The sequence below is a fragment of the Methanococcus maripaludis genome (assembly GCF_002945325.1).
GTDB lineage: Archaea > AGJL01 > Methanococci > Methanococcales > Methanococcaceae > Methanococcus > Methanococcus maripaludis.
Map to the genome: position 1 here is coordinate 258,181 of NZ_CP026606.1, position 19,040 is coordinate 277,220.

The 19,040-nt window shown below is 33.4% G+C and carries 16 protein-coding genes and 1 tRNA gene; 10 read left to right on the top strand and 7 right to left on the bottom strand.

Annotation, left to right across the window (positions count from 1 at the left end):
- Window positions 1-146: 146 nt before the first annotated feature.
- The 3 genes from MMJJ_RS01335 to MMJJ_RS01345 all read right to left on the bottom strand — a co-directional run bounded on the left by MMJJ_RS01335 (window position 147) and on the right by MMJJ_RS01345 (window position 1,900).
- Complete coding sequence (locus tag MMJJ_RS01335; protein ID WP_104837346.1) at window positions 147-743, bottom strand: class III signal peptide-containing protein; 597 nt, start codon at window positions 741-743, stop codon at window positions 147-149.
- A gap of 216 nt (window positions 744-959) precedes the next feature.
- Window positions 960-1,033, bottom strand: a tRNA-Arg gene (locus tag MMJJ_RS01340).
- 156 nt (window positions 1,034-1,189) lie between these two features.
- The gene (locus MMJJ_RS01345) at window positions 1,190-1,900 is read right to left on the bottom strand and encodes a (5-formylfuran-3-yl)methyl phosphate synthase (RefSeq protein WP_104837347.1); all 711 of its coding nucleotides are present in this window, start codon (window positions 1,898-1,900) and stop codon (window positions 1,190-1,192) included.
- Window positions 1,901-2,104: 204 nt separating this feature from the next.
- Here MMJJ_RS01345 and MMJJ_RS01350 point away from each other — a divergent pair, with 204 nt between their 5' ends.
- From MMJJ_RS01350 to MMJJ_RS01370, 5 genes are all read left to right on the top strand, one after another.
- Window positions 2,105-3,358: a cation:proton antiporter gene (locus tag MMJJ_RS01350; RefSeq protein ID WP_011170651.1), complete on the top strand. Its 1,254-nt coding sequence runs from the start codon at window positions 2,105-2,107 to the stop codon at window positions 3,356-3,358.
- A gap of 12 nt (window positions 3,359-3,370) precedes the next feature.
- Complete coding sequence (wecC, locus tag MMJJ_RS01355; protein ID WP_104837348.1) at window positions 3,371-4,654, top strand: UDP-N-acetyl-D-mannosamine dehydrogenase; 1,284 nt, start codon at window positions 3,371-3,373, stop codon at window positions 4,652-4,654.
- A 4-nt stretch (window positions 4,655-4,658) separates the two neighbouring features.
- Window positions 4,659-5,759, top strand: coding sequence for a non-hydrolyzing UDP-N-acetylglucosamine 2-epimerase (gene wecB, locus MMJJ_RS01360; protein ID WP_104837349.1), 1,101 nt, complete (start codon window positions 4,659-4,661; stop codon window positions 5,757-5,759).
- Between the two features lie 92 nt (window positions 5,760-5,851).
- Entirely contained in the window at window positions 5,852-6,721 is an 870-nt protein-coding gene (locus MMJJ_RS01365; RefSeq protein ID WP_011170648.1) for an Mrp/NBP35 family ATP-binding protein, read from the top strand.
- 40 nt (window positions 6,722-6,761) lie between these two features.
- Complete coding sequence (locus MMJJ_RS01370; protein ID WP_104837350.1) at window positions 6,762-7,784, top strand: MnmC family methyltransferase; 1,023 nt, start codon at window positions 6,762-6,764, stop codon at window positions 7,782-7,784.
- 13 nt (window positions 7,785-7,797) lie between these two features.
- On the opposite strand, the gene mptN is transcribed toward MMJJ_RS01370, so the two are convergent.
- Complete coding sequence (gene mptN / locus MMJJ_RS01375; protein ID WP_104837351.1) at window positions 7,798-8,676, bottom strand: tetrahydromethanopterin:alpha-L-glutamate ligase; 879 nt, start codon at window positions 8,674-8,676, stop codon at window positions 7,798-7,800.
- Window positions 8,677-8,715: 39 nt separating this feature from the next.
- Window positions 8,716-9,159 (bottom strand): DUF1890 domain-containing protein, encoded by a 444-nt coding sequence (locus tag MMJJ_RS01380; protein ID WP_104837352.1) that lies wholly within the window; start codon window positions 9,157-9,159, stop codon window positions 8,716-8,718.
- 194 nt (window positions 9,160-9,353) lie between these two features.
- Here MMJJ_RS01380 and MMJJ_RS01385 point away from each other — a divergent pair, with 194 nt between their 5' ends.
- Together MMJJ_RS01385 and MMJJ_RS01390 are read left to right on the top strand one after the other, a co-directional pair.
- Window positions 9,354-9,905, top strand: coding sequence for a PadR family transcriptional regulator (locus MMJJ_RS01385; protein WP_104837353.1), 552 nt, complete (start codon window positions 9,354-9,356; stop codon window positions 9,903-9,905).
- 23 nt (window positions 9,906-9,928) lie between these two features.
- On the top strand, window positions 9,929-11,272 hold the full coding sequence (locus MMJJ_RS01390; protein WP_104837354.1) for an MATE family efflux transporter: 1,344 nt from the start codon (window positions 9,929-9,931) through the stop codon (window positions 11,270-11,272).
- 69 nt (window positions 11,273-11,341) lie between these two features.
- Here the strand turns inward: MMJJ_RS01390 and MMJJ_RS01395 are convergent, their stop codons facing one another.
- Window positions 11,342-11,659: a DUF1894 domain-containing protein gene (locus MMJJ_RS01395; protein WP_013998932.1), complete on the bottom strand. Its 318-nt coding sequence runs from the start codon at window positions 11,657-11,659 to the stop codon at window positions 11,342-11,344.
- 26 nt (window positions 11,660-11,685) lie between these two features.
- Window positions 11,686-14,553: a leucine--tRNA ligase gene (gene leuS, locus MMJJ_RS01400; protein WP_104837355.1), complete on the bottom strand. Its 2,868-nt coding sequence runs from the start codon at window positions 14,551-14,553 to the stop codon at window positions 11,686-11,688.
- Window positions 14,554-14,815: 262 nt separating this feature from the next.
- Here leuS and proS point away from each other — a divergent pair, with 262 nt between their 5' ends.
- The 3 genes from proS to MMJJ_RS01415 all read left to right on the top strand — a co-directional run bounded on the left by proS (window position 14,816) and on the right by MMJJ_RS01415 (window position 18,995).
- Window positions 14,816-16,198, top strand: coding sequence for a proline--tRNA ligase (gene proS, locus MMJJ_RS01405; protein WP_104837356.1), 1,383 nt, complete (start codon window positions 14,816-14,818; stop codon window positions 16,196-16,198).
- Window positions 16,199-16,293: 95 nt separating this feature from the next.
- Window positions 16,294-16,953, top strand: coding sequence for an archaeal proteasome endopeptidase complex subunit beta (gene psmB / locus MMJJ_RS01410; RefSeq protein WP_011170639.1), 660 nt, complete (start codon window positions 16,294-16,296; stop codon window positions 16,951-16,953).
- A gap of 134 nt (window positions 16,954-17,087) precedes the next feature.
- Window positions 17,088-18,995 carry a beta-CASP ribonuclease aCPSF1 gene (locus MMJJ_RS01415; protein WP_104837357.1) on the top strand — a complete coding sequence of 636 codons (1,908 nt, stop codon included), beginning with the start codon at window positions 17,088-17,090 and terminating at the stop codon, window positions 18,993-18,995.
- The last annotated feature ends 45 nt before the right edge of the window (window positions 18,996-19,040 follow it).

Below are 19,040 nucleotides of genomic sequence, written 5' to 3' on the forward strand. Positions count from 1 at the left end.
CGGCAAAATACCCATTTTTAAATCATCGTTAAAATATTTTCATGCTTTTACATCTTAATTTATGTAAATACATTAATTTAAAGATTATCAAAATAGAATTTTAAATTTATATTATTAAAACGTTAAAAAAGAAGAAAAATTCTAAGTTATTCAAGTGAAAATTCAATGGTTACTTCCTGATCTACTAATCGTAAGTAGTACTGTCCGGCACCAGTTCCTGCAGACATTTGGAAATCGAAAGAGTCGCTACCTAAAGGGGCAGTGATTTCAAAACAGTTCGATTCCATGCTTACATTTTCACCATTAATTGTGCAGACGTAGTCTGATTTCATTCTAAGGATGATATTTGATGCAGTGAAGTTTGTCCATGTCTCATTTAATGGAACTTTTACAATTGTACCATCAGCATAGTTTTTAATCAAGTTTGGTTTTACATTGTCCAGTGAATAAGTTACTACAGTATTATCTGTAGTATTGGTGTATGTCGCATTAAATTCATTATTGGTTACCGCAGCATTTGGGTTGATATTAATTATACCAGTAGTAAGCTTTACCAGTGCTTTATCAATTGATGTAGCGCCAAAATCTGGTGTAAATCCGCAGTAAGAACTTTCCTGAACATCGTTAACAGTGGTAGTCTCAAAAGCACCTTTTGAAAGATCTAATGCAACGTAAGAACCAGAGACTAAAACTGCCAGTACTAAAATAACCATCTCTATGGATAATTGTCCCCGATTGGACATTTTAATCACCGCCGTTGAAAGTATATGTAGATTATATGGGTATATTCATTTATGTGTTTAAAATATGTCTATTCAATAATATTAATCTTACGTATTAGTTGTATCAATTTAATAAAACCTTTAAAATTGGACTAATTAAAAAATAGATTTAAAATTTGAACTTCAAACTAAAAATTTGAAAAATGTAAACTTTATTTTGAAAATAATATAATTAAACGCCCCCATCGGGATTTGAACCCGAGTCCACGGATCCGCAGTCCGCGAGGATATCCTAGCTACCCCATGAGGGCATACTCAAATTATAATTACTTAATTTTGAGTAATCCTTTTTAATATACTCATAAAAAATATATTAATAGTTTTTGGTTATTTTAACTAATTTAAGCTAAATAATTTAAAAAATAAAAATTATTTCAATTATTTTTGTAATTTAATGTTTATTGCCATTAATCCTTGCAAACTTTTACTATTTCTTTAACTAAATCTTTTTGAATTCTTCCTGCATTTCTATCTCCTTGTGTACATGCAGCACCCCTAACACCTACAATGTCGCATCCTATTTCTTTTAACATTGGAATTTCTTCAATTTTAATTGAACCTGCAAGAGCACATTTCATTCCATATTTATGTGTTTCTTCAACAAATTCTTTGAGTAAATCTAAGTCCATGTGATCAAAAAGTGTTTTTCCATCTTTTACTGCAGTATCTAACATTGCAACGTCGCATCCTGCATCCCTTGCAACTTTTGGAATAACTAATGGATCAACTGCACCTACCCGATAAGCATCAGCATATCCTGCAGCTACAACAATTTTGTTTTCCCCTGCATCTTTTACCGCTTTTGTAACATTTTTCATTACATCAAGTGCTTCTTGGTACGACCTTGTACCGTAAAGTCCAACTTTGATATAATCAGCACCACTTACTGTTGCCCCTAGTGCTGCAAGTGTAACGGTTCCCGGTTTATATGGAACATCGCCTATTGCAGCACTTACAAGCATTCCTTTTGGTGTTGCTTCTCTTGTTTCTTTGATTACCCATGGAAAATTTGCACCTAATGAACCTTCAGGCGGGTTTTTAACATCAATAATATCAGCACCACCTTCAATTGCTTCGTAGGCTTCAGCAACGTCTTTAGGACTTACAAGAAGTATCATAATTTCACCCAGTGATTTCCGAATTTTACCTAAGATTATAAATATGTATTCATAGTTATTCTATCTGATTTATAATATCCAAAATTATTTAATGTATAAAAATTTAACGATTTGTATATTGTATTAATCTCTTAACAAGTAAAATTTACAAATACCTGTGATTTAACCTACAGGCAAACTATACTATATTTACTGGGTGTTAATATGGAAATTTCCCTTGTAATAGGGTACATATCCCTTTTATTTATTATCGGATCATTTATAGCCAAACTTGCTGATAGAATAGGTATCCCTGATATCCCATTACTATTGATTACAGGTTTGCTCATAGGCCCAGTATTAGGATTAATATCTCCAATTTATGCTCAAACAATTTTTTCTTTTGTTGGAACTATTGGTCTTATAATTCTTTTGCTTGTTGGCGCCTTTGAAATGAGATGGATTGTTTTAAAAAGAGTTTTAAAAACCGTTTTGAAACTCGACACTATTGGGCTGGTTATTTCACTTTTAATTTCTGGAATAATATTTAGTTTTATATATGCACTGCCTTTCACAAACCCGATTGGATTTATTTATGGTGCTGTAAACTGTGCAACGGACCCTGCAACACTTATACCAATATTTTCGAAATCAGATGTTGATCCAAAAATTGCAGTAACGCTTGAAGCAGAAAGTGTATTTAACGACCCCCTTGGTATTGTTGCAACAACACTAACTCTTTCATCACTTGGACTTAGTAAAAGTGTAAATCCAATTCTTGATTTTGTTATGTTAGCATTTGGAGGCCTTGCTTTAGGTTACGTTGGAGGAAAAATATTTGAATTTGTAGTTTCAAAAGATGAATTTGGAGAATATATTGCACCATTAGGTGTTGGATCTGCAATGGCCCTATGGTTCTTTGGAGAAGACGTTGCCCCCCATTTTTTAGGATACGGACTGAGTGGTTACATGGCTGTTGCTATTATGGGTCTTTACATTGGAAACGTAGTAACTAAAAAGCCTAAAAACTCAAAAGATATGCACAAAATGGCAGAATTCTGTACAGACCTTTCATCACTTACTAGAATATTGATATTTGTATTTTTAGGTGCAAGCATAAGCTTACCCCTCCTAAAAAGCTTTGGAATTTACGGTCTTCTTTGTGCTATCGGCACATTATTTATTGCAAGGCCAATAGGTGTTTTTATTGCAACTGCAATTCCACCTGTAAGTTCACTAAAAGAAAGAATTTATTTTGCGCTTGAAGGCCCCAGAGGAGTAGTTCCTGCGGCACTTGCGGCAATGATATACACAAATATTATGCACAACCCAGGAATAATTCCGCATTCGATAACGCAATATATGCCCCCCGAAATGATTGCAGGATCAATTCTTGTTGCGACATTTGCTACAATATTTTTAAGCGTTATTGTAGAGGCTTCTTGGGCATACCCCCTTGCAAACAAACTTTTTAAATAATCCGGTGATTTAATGGAGAAACATGGCAATTACGATATTAAAAAAATCTGCGTTATTGGATTAGGATATATTGGACTTCCTACAGCTTCAATGCTCGCTAACCACGGCTATGATGTTGTTGGTGTGGATGTCAACGAAAAACGAGTAAACCAGATTAAAAACGGTGAATTAAAAATTGAGGAACCAGGACTTTTAACTCTTGTAAAGGGTGCAATAAATTCAAAAAACTTAAATGTTCGGACCTCAGCAACAGAGGCGGATGCATTTATTATTTGTGTTCCGACCCCTGCACTTGCAACGGAAGATGGATCCAAAAAATGTGATTTAAGTTATGTGATGAGTGCAGTTGAAGCAATTTTACCATTTGTAAAAGATGGAAACTTAATAGTAATTGAAAGTACAATCCCTCCGGAAACCACTAAAAAAATTTACGAAACACTTAATAAAAAAATATACGTTGCCCACTGCCCTGAAAGAGTACTTCCCGGAAAAATATTAAAAGAACTCGTTGAAAACGACAGGATCATCGGCGGAATAAATAAAAAATCTGCCGAAATGGCAAAAGAAATCTACAAATCATTTGTAGAAGGACAAATATATACTACAAACTCAAACACTGCCGAAATGGTAAAATTAATGGAAAATACTTACCGAGACATCAATATCGCACTTGCAAATGAATTTGCAAAGATATGTGACGAAATTGGGGTTAATGTATGGGATGCAATAAAAATTGCAAACAAACACCCGCGTGTAAACATATTAAATCCAGGACCTGGAGTTGGAGGCCACTGTATAAGTATTGATCCATGGTTTATAGTTGAAAAAACAAATAATGCAAAATTCATACGTGCCGCAAGAGAATTAAACGATAATATGCCAGCTTACGTTTGCAACTCCGTTCTTTCCGAATTAAAAAAATTGGGAATTGAAAAACCAAAAATATCGATATTTGGTGCAACATACAAAGGAAACGTGGAAGATACAAGAGAAAGCCCTTCTAAAAATGTTATTAAAATGCTTTTAGAAAATGGAGCAACAGTTTCAACATATGATCCCCATGCTAGTTATTTTGAATACCCATTAAGCACATTAGATGAATGTATTTCTGGTTCAGACTGCATTGTAGTTTTAACCGACCACGACGTGTTCAAAACCATTAAAAAAGACGATATTGATGAAATATGTCCAAAACTCAAAAATAAAATTGTCTTTGATACCAAAAATATATTAGAACATAGTTTATGGAAAAAGGCAGGTTTTACGGTTAAATTGCTTGGTAATGGGGCATGGTGAATAAATGTATAAAATAGGAATAATTCTTGGAACAAGACCTGAAATAATTAAAATGTCCCCGGTGATTCGGGAACTAACTACTAAAAATTTTTTTTTGATTCATACTAATCAACATTATTCTGAAAATATGGATAAAATCTTTTTTGAAGAATTAAATCTAAAAAAACCAGACTATAATTTAAATATCGGGTCAGGCAGTCATGGAGACCAGACTGGCAGAATGTTAATGGAAATTGAAAAAGTTCTTCTGAAAGAAAAACCCGATTTTGTACTTGTTCAAGGGGATACAAACACTGTTTTAGCCGGAGCCCTTGCTGCATCTAAATTGGGCGTAAAAATCGGCCATATTGAAGCAGGTCTTCGAAGTTTTGATAGAAAGATGCCTGAAGAAACAAACAGAGTTCTTACAGACCATATTTCAGAATTTTTATTTGCACCAACCAAAACTGCCTCGAACAATATTTTAAAAGAAGGAATTTCGGGCGAAAAAATACATATCGTTGGAAACACGATTGTGGATGCAACCATCCAAAACCTGAAAATTGCAGAAAAAAATGAAAAAGTTTGTAAATTTATATCCGAAATAACAAAAAATGAAAAATACTTTTTATTAACTCTCCACAGGGCCGAAAATACGGATAACTTCGAGATTTTATCAAAACTCGTAACTTCAATAAATAACATATCTAAAAAATATGAAAAAAACATAATTTTTCCAATTCATCCAAGAACGCATAAAAAATTAAATGAATTTGGATTAATTAATGCACTTGAAAATAACCCTCTGATAAAAATAATTGAACCTGTTGGATACCTTGAATTTTTGGGTTTAGAAAAAAATGCAGAACTTATAATAACCGACAGCGGTGGCCTCCAGGAAGAAGCATGTATTTTAAATGTACCTTGTGTAACATTGCGGGAAAATACTGAAAGACCTGAAACTTTGGACGTAAATTCAAATATTTTAGCAGGTAGTAACCCCGAAAACATATTAAATTGTATTGAAAAAATGCTAAAATCAAATAGACACTGGAATAACCCATTTGGGGACGGAAATTCTGGAAAAAATATTGTGAACATTGTTTTTGGCGAAAAAAAGCCTTAAATCAAGAATATATTTGCCCATATGGGTATATTTTTATATAGTATGTTATTCATTATATAAGTGATATTTATTTAACTTCTATCGGTGAGATTATGGCAGAAGAATGCTCTGGAAATTGCGATAGCTGCGGTTCAAGTTCCGACTGTTCAGATACTAAAAAAATGATGGAACAGCAGAACGCACAAATTAGGGACAATATGTCAAAAATTAAGTATAAAATAGCAGTCATGAGTGGTAAAGGGGGAGTTGGTAAATCCACAGTTACCGTAAACCTTGCTGCAACCCTTAACATGATGGGATACAAAGTTGGAGTTTTAGATGGAGATATCCACGGCCCAAATATTCCACAAATGCTGGGAGTTGACCAAATTCAACCAATGGCTGATGAAAATGGAATATACCCTGTATCCACCCCACAAGGAATTAAAACAATGTCCATTGGATACTTTTTGCCAGACAAAAACACTCCAATTATATGGAGAGGTCCAAAAGCAAGCGGTGCTATCAGACAGTTCTTAAGCGATGTTAATTGGGGAGAACTAGACTTTTTATTAATAGACACTCCTCCAGGATCAGGAGATATTCAAATAACGACACTACAGGCTATCCCTGACATTGACGGAGTGGTAATCGTCACAACCCCTGAAGAAGTATCTGTTTTAGATGCAAGAAAATCAGTATCTGCTGCAAATACGTTAGAAATTCCAATAATTGGTATTGTTGAAAACATGGGCGGATTTGTATGTCCTGAATGCGACAAAGTTATTGATATCTTTGGAAAAGGCGGTGGAGAAAAAGCTGCAAAAGAATTAAATGTATTTTTCCTTGGAAGAATCCCGCTCGACATTAAAGCAAGAGTTGCGTCTGACAGAGGAGTTCCAATGGTTACAATGGACTGTAAAGCATCCGAAGAATTTAAAAAAGTTGTTAATACAGTTCTTGAAAGAATTAAAAAAGAATAACTTAAATTTTTTATTTTTATCCCTGATTTTAGGTGTATCAATGCTTCCAAATAAAAAGGCACTCGATTTAATTAAAATTTACATGGAAAAAGATTTTACTTCAGAAAATTTAAAAGAACTAACCAAAAAACTAATAGAATTGGATTTACTTGTAAAAACAGAAGATGAAACATTTACTGTTAGATCAGACGACCCTGAAGAACTCATGCATTCGAGAGTTGGTGCTTTAAAAGAAGGTATTGAAAAATTTGCAGTTCCTTCAAACGTTAAAGAAATAAAAAATCCAAAAATTTTGGATCTTTGCAGCGGTATGGGCTACAATGCAGTTTCCGCACTTCATTATAACATCAATTCTGAAATAGATATAGTAGAATACAGTAAAGAAATGCTTTTTCTATCCCTTGCACTTGATATTCCAATGAACGAACATTTTATAATAAAAAATGCAATATCTGAATTTTTTAAGGGAAATAAGAATCAAAAAATTAGAATTTTTAACGAAGATGCAAGATTTACACTTTTAAGAAAAGATTTGAAAAAATACGAGTGTGTATTTCATGATGCTTTTTCGCCCTTAAATGACCCAGTATTATATACAGTTGAGTTTTTAAAGTTAATTTACGAAAATATGGCAGATTCTGGTGTTTTAATATCGTATTCTTCATCAATTCCATTTAGGAGTGCACTTGTAGAGTGCGGATTTATAATTTCTGAAGGTCCATCAGTTGGAAGAAAAAGAGGGGCTACATTAGCATACAAAAATCCAAATGAACTACAAAAAAAAGAAATAAAAAGAATTCCTGAAAGTGATGAGCGATTAATTGCATTAGCTAGTGTTGGAATTTCATTTTACGATAAAAATTTGAATTTAAATTCTTCTGAAATAATTAAAAATAGAGAAATTGATCGGGAAAACTTGAAAAATCTGCTCGGAGATAAATATTACTCAACTACAAAAATTAAAAGCGGAAAGATAGATGAAAAACTCTTAGAAATTCAAAAAGAAGATCTAAACTCATCTGAAATCATTAAAAAAATGAAAAAAATATATCTTAAAAATTAAGTTTTTTAATAAATTAATACCCGTTTGCATAATTTAAAGCTTCATCGATTAAGTTTTGAGCGATATCTACATCAGAAATTCTTGAAAGTCCTTCCCATGAAGGACATGCATTTACTTCGATAACTTTTAATCCATCGCTGCTTTCGAGTATATCTACACCTGCATAAACGAGCCCTACTGCATCTTTTGCAGCAAGCACGATTTTACTTAACTCTTCAGTTATTTCGCACTTTTCTGGAACTCCGTTTTGGTGAATATTTGTAATCCAGTTGTCAGACGTTCTATACATTGCAGAAATTACCTTATCCCCAACTGCAAATGCTCGAATGTCCCTATAAACGTTATTTGGATTGTTTACAAATTCTTGCATATAAATTACGCCGTGAGTGCTTTTAAAAGTATTTAACGCTTTTAATTTTGCAACGGTTGATCTACCCTTAACCCTTACAAGGCCTTTTCCCTGATTTCCAAAAAGAGGTTTTAAAACAACGTCTTCAAATTTATCTGCTGCGATTAACGCTTTATTTACATCTTCTGCGACTATCGTCTTTGGATGCGGAATTTTATGAACTTCCATTAAAAATGAGGTCCTGAATTTATTTCCTGCATTTTCAATCCCATCCATCGGGTTTATTACAGGTACGTAATTTTCAAGGTATTTTAACATGTCAAACCTGTGAAACATTTCGACCCCTTCACCGATGTTTCTAACAAAAGCGCATTTTAAATCGAGTATGCTTCTATTATTCTGTTCAAACTTAACTTCCGATTCGATATAAGAAATTATTTTTGAGGGCTGTATAATAACTGGGCCTATATCATTTTTTTCCATTTTGGACTTCAACTCATCGGTTACCCAGTCCCGTTCTTCAGAAATTATTCCCATTCTCATATTAACACCATAAAAATTATAAAAACAATAATATTTGTCTTAAAAATCTGAAAACATTTTTTTAATTTTAACGTTTAGCGGCGTCGGATTGTGGAATGCCCTTGCCATTTCAGCATTAACTCCGTTTTCAGTTAAAATCTGGAGCAACTCTTCGTTAAATTCTTTTCCAAAAACAATTGCTGACGTATTTACATTGTGCGTCATTTTGTAGGTTACAATGTAATTAACTGCCGCATCGTTGTGTGCAAAACCGATAATATGATCAACTTCGGCTCTGGTTTTTAAACCTTTATCGATTGGTTGAAAACCGATTCCAGTTAGATAATACTTTTCAGGATCCGCAGACTCAATTAATTTCAAAGCTGCAGGGTTTGCTGAAACGATTACTTCGTGTCCTTTGTTTTTAAGCATATTTAGTAAAAACATGAACGCAGGTACCAAAACAGGGGGTTCAGGACATCCCAAAATTATCATTATTCTCAAAAATACCACCAAAGTATATTAAAAGTATATAATTTTATCAATAAAAGATATTAATATTTTCCGATATTTCAAAACTTAAAATCTATTTTTGGCTACCATCTGATTTATATAATATTATAGTGATAGAATATCAGATATATATAACATTTAATTTAGGACTTTAAACCCCCCGAATAGAATAGATTGGTGTTTTAATGGATGAAAAAATTGAAATTTCGAATGTAGAATCTGCAGTTTTAGGTTTGCTCCTTGAAAAACCGATGTATGGTTATGAAATTGAAAAAATAATCGAAGAAAGGAAAATGAGGCAGTGGACAGAAATTGCATTTTCGTCAATATACTATGTCTTAAAAAAATTGGAAGAAAAACAAATTGTTGAAAGTGAAACTGAAAATAAATGTGGAAGAGCTCGAAAGATTTATTTTGCAACGGATTTAGGAAAAAAAATAATGCGAAAAAAAGTAAAAGAACTCATTTCAAATTATGAAAAGACGATATCGGGTTTTGACCTTGGAATGAGTAATTTGGATATTTTATCAAAAGAAGAAGCTTTAGAATGTTTTGAAAATTACATTAAATCAGTTGAACATGTAATTAACCGCATATATGAGGTCAACAGCACAGTTAAAAAATATAACCGTCCAGACCATGTCCTTGCTCTTTCAAATAGATTATTAGCACATTTAAACACTGAAAAAGAATTTATTCAGGAATTTAAAGAAAAATTTAAAGAAAATGAAAATTAAAAAATTTAAAATTTGTGAGAATTATGGCATACAAAAGTGAATTTTTAGGAACAGAAGATGTTAAAAAACTTTTAGTTAAACTTTCGGTCCCTGCAATAATTGGAATGCTCATCATGGCACTTTACAATATAGTCGATGGATTTTTTATTGGCCGATGGGTTGGAACAGCTGCATTTACAGGAATAGCATTGATATTCCCATTCCAAATGATGATTATGGCATTTGGAGTAACTTTTGGAATTGGAGGATCGTCCCTTTTATCGAGAAAACTTGGTGAAGGAAATTTAGACCTTGCAAGAAAAGCTGGAGGAAATGCAATCAGCAGCGTTTTGATTTTATCAGTATTGATAACAATTGTCGGGGTTATATTTATGGTTCCAATTTTAAACCTCCTTGGAACTTCTGCAGACATATTCCCTTACGCAAAAGACTACTACGAAATAATACTCTATGGAACAATATTCAACAGCTACCTAGTTGCTGCAAACAACCTTGTTCGTGCAGAGGGAATGGCAAAAATTGCAATGTTTGCAATGGTTGTCCCTGCAATTATAAACATAATTCTTGATCCAATATTAATCATAGTATTCAATATGGGAATCAAAGGTGCAGCAATTGCAACGGTACTATCCCAAATTATCGGTGTAATTTATATTATAAAACACCAGTTTGGAAAAAATACGAGCATTAAATACGCAATGAATGATTTTTTAATCAACCTTAAGATTTTAAAAGAAACAGTATTTATTGGAGCTTCTGAATTTGCAAAACTGATTATAAGTAGCATTCTTTTGATCCTTGGAAATAATTTGCTTGGAATATATGGTGGAGATATTGCAATTGCAATTTACGGAGTAATTATGAGAATCGCAATGCTTTTACTCATGCCCGTTTTGGGAATTGTGCAGGGTTTTCAGCCAATTGTTGGATATAACTACGGAAAAGGACAGTTAAATAGGGTCAGCGAATCAATAAAACTCGCATTAGTTGGAACTTCGGGCCTCTGTTTACTTGGATTTATACTTGTAATGATATTCCCAGAAAAATTCATCCAGATATTCATAACTGATCCAGAAGTAATTTCACAAGGAGTTTTTGCAACAAGAATATTCTTCATGTTTTCGTTCCTTATCGGGGCTCAAATGACAATAGGTGGGTTATACCAGTCACTTGGTAAAGCAAAACCTGCATTTATCATTTCTTGCGCAAGGCAGACTTTATTCTTGATGCCTGCATTGATTATTCTTCCATTATTCTTTGGATTGAACGGAATATGGTTTTCATTCCCAATTGGAGATTTGTTAGGCTTCACTCTTGCAAGCGGCATTATATTCAAAGATAGAAAATCATTAAACCTATCTTCTTAAATTCTTAAAAAATTATTTTAAATTTTTATTTTTAAAAAAAGTATTTATAAAAAATTTTGAAATTTAAGTTTACCAAAACTTCAATTTTGAAAGTATTCCTTTCTTTTCGCCAGTCTCTTTAATTTTTTCGTGGGATTTCATGTACTGATTTAATGGAACCCTGAGTACGTGGCTTCCGTAGCAGGGTTTTGTAAATGGAAAAATTACAAAATCATCATCATAAGCAACTGGAATTGGAGGAAGTCCAATAAGCATTACTCCTTCCAATATTTCGTCTCCAGGGTTAAACTCACGAATATTTTTGTAATTTTTTTTAATATAATCACTACATTCTTTAAATGAACCTTTTAAGAGAATTTCATGGTTATAATTATCAATACATGACATAAAATCACCCAATAAAAAATTAAAAGTTATTCCATGTATATTGCAGGTTTGTAAGGTATTGCAAATTTCTTTTTGCCTTTTACATCCTCACCATTTACAATTACCTTGCAATCGAATTCACTTTCAATAAATGTTTTGGCATTTTCTAGTATTTCTACTTCAGCTATTGCCTTTTTAACGCCTATTTTCATTATTTCGTTAATTAATTTCATCACTTCTTTTCCATGCCTTTTGAATTTATCTTCTTTCATAACGAGTGGAATAAGTGCTTTTACGTTTTTCTCAGCGTTCTCATTCATAAATTCAAGGAGGTCGTATTTCCAGTCGTCTGCAGTGTATAAATACATTTTTTCAGGGTTGATTTTTGCAACTCCTTTAATATTTCGAATATCTTCCATTGCAGACTTGATAAATTCTTCCCCAAGTTCTAAATCTTCATTAATTAATTCTGGCTTGATTAAAGGATACATTTCTTGTGAAATAAATCCAGCATACCCTAATTTTTCCCAGATTTCTTCACAGAGGTGTGGTGTTACTGGGGAGAGTAATTTAGTCCAAATTTCAACAACTTCTTTTAAAACATTGTTGTTTTCCCCGCCTCTTCGTTTATACCATCTTAAATCATTGATGAGTTCATAGAACATCAAACCAATTTTTCTAAGCTGGAATTCTTCGTATGCAGTTTCAGCACCTTTTATTGAACTGTAAGTTTTGTGTAAAAGCCATTTATCAATTAAAGATAGTTCTTTTTCAGTTTTTTCTTCTTCCATGACTGATACTGCAAGTTCGTATAATTTTATTAGATTATCTCTTGCTTTTTCCATTTCTTTGAATTTAACGTCTGCATCTTGCGGAAGTTCAGCACATGTTGTGATGTAAAATCTCGCAACATCTGCACCAAAGTTTTCTGCAACTTCTGAAACAGGTAAAACCGGACCTTTTGATTTTGAGAGTTTTTTACCCTCAATTGTAACGTATCCGTTTATTTCAATCCCTCTTGGCCAGTGTTCTCTTCCAAATAATGCAACGTGGTTGAATATCATGAATGTGAGGTGGTTTGGAATTAAATCTTTTGCAGAACATCTCCAGTCAAGCGGGTAGTAGTATAAAAATTCTTTTCTCATTTCTTCAATTGTTTCTGTTGGAATTTTTGAATTTTTAGCTATTTCATCAACATTTCCTTTTCCAAGGTAGACGTAATCAAATAATTCTGGAATAAGCTGTTCTGGAGTTAACCCTTCGTTTATAAATCTTGCAATTGTGTAATATGCCATGTAAATTGTACTGTCCGATAATGATTCAATAATCCAGTTTTCATCAAACGGCAGTATTGTTCCAAGCCCTTTTTTCCTTGCACAAGCTTTGTCCTTCATCCAATCAACTTTGTTGTGGAATTCCTGCCTTATTCCTTCTGGAGCAAAGTTCATATTATCGATACATTCGTGTGCGAGTTTCTTCCAGTTTTCGTCAGAATAGTTGATAAACCACTGTCCTTTTACGGTTTTTATAATGCACTTTTCACCGCACCTGCAGACAACTTTCTGCTCTGAAAATTCGTACATTATTTCTGCAATGTTTGAATTTATGTAATCTTTTGTTAATTTTTCTTTAATGTCTTTTACAGAAATTCCTGCGTATTCTCCGCAGTTTTCATTTAATTTTCCCTTGTGAAATTCGTCCTTGTAGATTTTACTCGTTGCTTGTTCGAGTAACTCTTCATCATTTTGGTCTTTAACTCCCAGTTTTTCCACAATCTCTTTTGCAGGATATTTATCGTATCCTTCAATTTCGATTAAGGGGATTAAACCTACTTCTTCAACTTTTCCAAGATCCCTTAAAGCAACGTAGTCGTATGGGGCGTGTGCTGGAACACTCATTACACACCCTGTTCCAATTCCCATTTCAACGAAATCTGCTGGAAGAAGAGGAACTTCTTTTTTCGTAACAGGATTTTTAATTTTCAAGCCGAGTAATTCGCTTCCTTTAATTTCTTTTAAAATTTCAATTTTTCTATCTTGCTCTTTTAATTTATCTGCACATTCTTTTCCAATAACCCAGATACCGTTGTATTTTAAATCAACATCTTCACTATCCAATTTCTGGATTTCATCGTGGACTTCTGCCATTACGTAAATTTCATTTGGATTAACCCACGCATTGGTTACACCAAAGACTGTTTCAGGCCTTAATGTTGCCATTGGCATTATTATTTCTTTTCCGTCAAAGTTGGAAGTAAATTTAATTAAGCTGTATTCTACTGTTGTTGATTCCTCACCGTGGAGTAAATCGTGGTCTTCTACAGGGTTTTCACATTTAGGACAGTATCTTACAGGGTGTGAACCTTTTGTAATGTGCCCCATTTCTTTTAAGTTGTAAAATTGCCATTCTATGAACTTACTGAATACTTTATCATCAGTTTTGAAGTTTCTTCTCCAATCGAGTGAAAATCCCATTCTTTTAAATGCTTCTGTTGCTTTTTTTGAAAAACATTCAACTATTGCTTCAGGGGTGTTTAATTTTAAGAGTTCATCCATCGGAATGTTGTGTAAATTATTGTAAGCCCAGATAATATCTTTTTTTCTCTCTTTAATCTGGTTTGCTAAGCCCAAAATAGGAGTTCCAGTAACGTGAAATCCAAAAGTCCAGAGCACGTTTTTATTTTTCATTCTCTGATATCTTGCAATTGTTTCAGGAATTGTAAATGTTCTTAAGTGTCCTGCATGAAGCACCCCGTTTAAATATGGGAATGCAGCTGTTATGAAAAATTTATCCCTTGAATCGTGTTCCGCTTCAAAAATTTTAGCTTCTGTCCATTTTTTCTGCCATTTGTCCATTATTTTAATTAAATCAACGGATTTATGGCCTGTTTCTCCAATTACTTCTTTCTGATCCATATTTCTCACTCTTTTATCTTAAAATCTATCTTCCAATTATTTATGCAAACATTAACAACATTTTTAGAGATAAAATTAAATATTTATCAAATACTCATCAATTTAGCAATATTTTCATAAATTATATAAATATATTTTATAAATAGTCTGTCATGTTAGATGCATATGCATGAAATAATTATGTAAGTTATTTTACTGCTTATTTTATATTAAAAATATTAAAACACGTTAATTCTAAAGATAACTATTTACGGTGAAAAAAATGGAATTTTCTGAATGGTACAGCGACATATTAGAAAAAGCCGGAATTTACGACTTAAGATATCCAATAAAAGGATGCGGAGTTTACCTCCCATACGGTTTTAAAATCAGGAGATATTCTTTTGAAATTTTAAGAAAATTACTCGATGAAACCGGTCACGATGAAACACTCTTTCCAATGTTAATACCTGAAAATTTGCTTGCAAAAGAAGGAGAACACATCAAAGGGTTTGAAGATGAAGTTTTCTGGGTAACTCATGGGGGAAAAACTCCATTGGAAGTAAAACTTGCATTAAGGCCCACATCTGAAACTACAATGTACTACATGATGAAGCAGTGGATCAAAGTGCATACTGACCTTCCATTAAAACTCTACCAAGTAGTAAACACTTTCAGGTACGAAACAAAGCATACGAGGCCATTAATCAGGTTACGAGAAATAATGAGTTTTAAAGAAGCACACACAGCTCATGCAACAAAAAAAGAATGTGATGCACAGATTGAAGAAGCACTAACGCTCTACAAAGCATTTTTTGATGAAATCGGTGTTCCATACGTAATTTCTAAAAGGCCAGAATGGGATAAATTCCCAGGAGCGGACTACACAATGGCATTTGATACAATATATCCTGATGGAAAAACAATGCAGATTGGAACAGTTCACAATCTTGGTCAAAACTTTGCAAAAACTTTTGAACTTGAATTTGAAACTCCTGATGGCGAAAAGGATTTCGTGTACCAAACATGCTACGGAATTTCCGATAGGGCAATTGCATCATTAATTTCAGTTCACGGGGACGAAAAAGGTCTTGTAATTCCTGTAGACGTTGCACCAATCCAGATTGTTCTTATCCCTTTATTATTCAAAGGAAAAGAAGAAATTGTAATGGATAAAATTAAAGAATTAAATAAAACCTTAAAATCAGAATTCAGAGTCCATTTAGACGATAGAGACATTAGACCTGGAAGAAAATATAATGACTGGGAATTAAAAGGAGTTCCATTAAGAATCGAACTTGGACCAAGAGATATTGAAAATGGACATGCATTAATTGTCAGAAGGGATACTGGAGAAAAAATAACCGTTGAATATTCAAATATTTTAGAAGAAGTTGAAAAAATAGTTTCAATGTATAAAGATAACTTAAAAATAAAAGCTGAAGAAAAAATTAAAAGCTTTATAACGGTTGTAGACTTTGAAAGCGACGTAAATGCACTTTCAGAAAAAGTTAAAGCTGAACTTTTGGAAAATAAGGGAATAATATTAATTCCATTTGAGGAATCAATCTACAACGAAGAATTCGAAGAATTAATCGATGCATCAGTTTTAGGTCTGACTACTTATGAAGGAAAAGAATATATTTCAGTTGCCAGAACATACTAATAATCAAAAACTTACGCCGAATTTCTTTTATTTTTAAAAACCGGTGAGTATATAAAGCATTTATTATAAATTGATTAATATTAAGTGGTGATAAGATGATATCCAACAGCGAATACCATAAAGAGTATATGAAAGGAACGACCACCGTAGGATTACTTTGTAATGATGGCGTCGTTTTAGCTACTGATAAAAGGGCTACAATGGGCAATCTTATCGCGGATAAAGAAGCGAAAAAGTTATATAAGATTGATGACTACATAGCAATGACTATAGCTGGAAGTGTTGGGGATGCACAGTCACTCATCAGGTTAATTTCTGCTGAGGCAAAAATCTACAAAATGAGAACTGGAAACAATATGACGCCTCTTTCATGCACCACATTAATAAGTAACGTCTTGCATGGTAACAGACATTACCCTCTTTTAACACAATTAATACTCGGTGGATACGATCTGATTAACGGAGCTAAACTGTTTTCACTCGATCCAGTTGGAGGCATTAATGAAGAATCTTCATTTACGGCCACAGGATCAGGTTCACCTACTGCTTACGGAGTACTCGAATCAGAATACAAATCCGATATCGCAATAGAAAAAGGATTATTAATTGCTGTAAAAGCTCTCTCGTCTGCTATGCAAAGAGATGCATACTCTGGAAATGGTATTTCCTTAGCTCATATCAATAAAGATGGAGTAAAATTATACTCAGACGCAGAAATTGAGGGTTTTTTAAAAAAAATCAACAGAAAAAGATAAATTAAAAATATAATATCTCAAATTCTACTATTGAAAAGTATTCTTTTCAAATTTTTTTTATGTTTTAACACAGATTAATCAATTTTATAGGCGTTTCTAGAATTTAAACAGACATATTATTAGGAGGGACTATTTTGTCAGCTGAAGATATATTAAACGAGATAAAGGCGGCGGTTATAAACAAAGCCCCAGGAAATGCGGTTATTACTGACGTCGAATTTGAAGGTTCAGAAGTAGTTATTTATGCAAAAAACCCAGAACTTTTTTCAAACAATCTTATCAAAGAATTTGCAAGGGACTTTAGAAAAAGACTTGCAATTCGACCGGATCCATCTGTTTTAGTCGAACCTGATATCGCGAAAGATAAAATTTTAAAAATAGTTCCAGAGGATGCTGAAATTACAAACTGTATTTTCGATGCAAATACTGGTGAAGTAATAATTGAATCTAAAAAACCAGGACTAGTAATTGGAAAAGAAGGTTCCACCCTTGAAGATATTAAAAAAGCAATTCAGTGGGCCCCAAAACCAGTTAGAACCCCACCGATTCCATCAGATACAATTAAAGCCATTAGAGCTACAATGTATCGAGAAAGAGCAGATGTAAAAGATATTTTAAGAAGAATCGGAAGAAGAATCCATAGAGACGTAAGACTCAGAGATGATTCATGGGTTAGAACTTCGTTTTTAGGGGGAAGTAGGGAAGTTGGAAGAACTTGTCTTTACCACCAGACTCCTGAAAGCAGAATCTTGGTTGACTGTGGAATCAACATTGCAGTTGAAGATGAAAAAGCATTTCCTCATTTTGACGCACCTGAATTTTCAATCGAAGAAATTGATGCAGTTGTAGTAACTCACGCGCACCTTGACCACTGTGGATTTATTCCCGGATTATTTAGATACGGTTATGATGGTCCAGTTTACTGTACCAAACCAACAAGAGATTTGATGACTCTTTTACAGAAAGATTACGTTGACATTACTGAAAAAGAAGGTAAAAATGTTCCATATTCATCAAAAGATATTAAAAACTGTATTAAACACACAATTCCACTTGACTATGGTGTTACTACAGACATTGCGCCTGCAATCAACTTAACAATGCACAATGCAGGACACATTTTAGGTTCAGCAATTGCACACTGCCACGTGGGCGATGGACTTTATAACGTTGCATACACAGGAGACATTAAATTTGAAGCATCAAGATTATTAGAACCTGCAGTATGCCAGTTCCCAAGACTTGAAACATTGATTATCGAATCTACTTACGGAGGATACGACGATGTACTTCCGGAAAGAGACGAAACTGAGAAAGAATTCTTAAGAGTAATTGCTGAAACCATTGCAAGAAAAGGAAAAGCAATAATTCCAGTATTTGGTATCGGAAGAGCTCAGGAATTGATGCTTGTTTTAGAAGAAGGATACAATCAGGGAATATTCAACGCTCCAGTATATCTAGACGGTATGATTTGGGAAGCAACTGCAATACACACTGCTTATCCAGAATACCTCTCGAAAAACATGAGAAACAGAATTTTCCACGAAGGAGACAACCCATTCCTTTCAGAAGTATTTAAAAAAGTTAAAAATACAAACGATAGAAGAAACATCATGGATAGCGATGAACCAGGAATTATTTTAACTACCTCAGGTATGCTCAGCGGTGGACCGAGTGTTGAATATTTCAAAAACCTCGCAGATGATGAGAAAAACTCAATCGTATTTGTAGGTTACCAGTCTGAAGGAACATTGGGTAGAAAAATCCAGAAAGGATTTAAAGAAATCCCATTAATGGGTAAAAACGGAAGAAGTAAGGCTGTTAAAGTGAATCTTTCAGTTCATACATTAGAAGGATTTTCAGGACACAGTGATAGAAAACAGCTCATAAAATACCTTAGAAAATTAAAACCGATCCCAGACCGTATATTAACAGTTCACGGGGAAGTTTCAAAATGTATCGACCTTGCAAGTACCGCATACAAGTTATTTAAAAAAGAAACGAAAGCTCCAATGAATCTCGATTCAATAAGATTGAGATAAGTATTCTTTTTTATTTTTAATTCGAATAATTGATATACCCCTTTT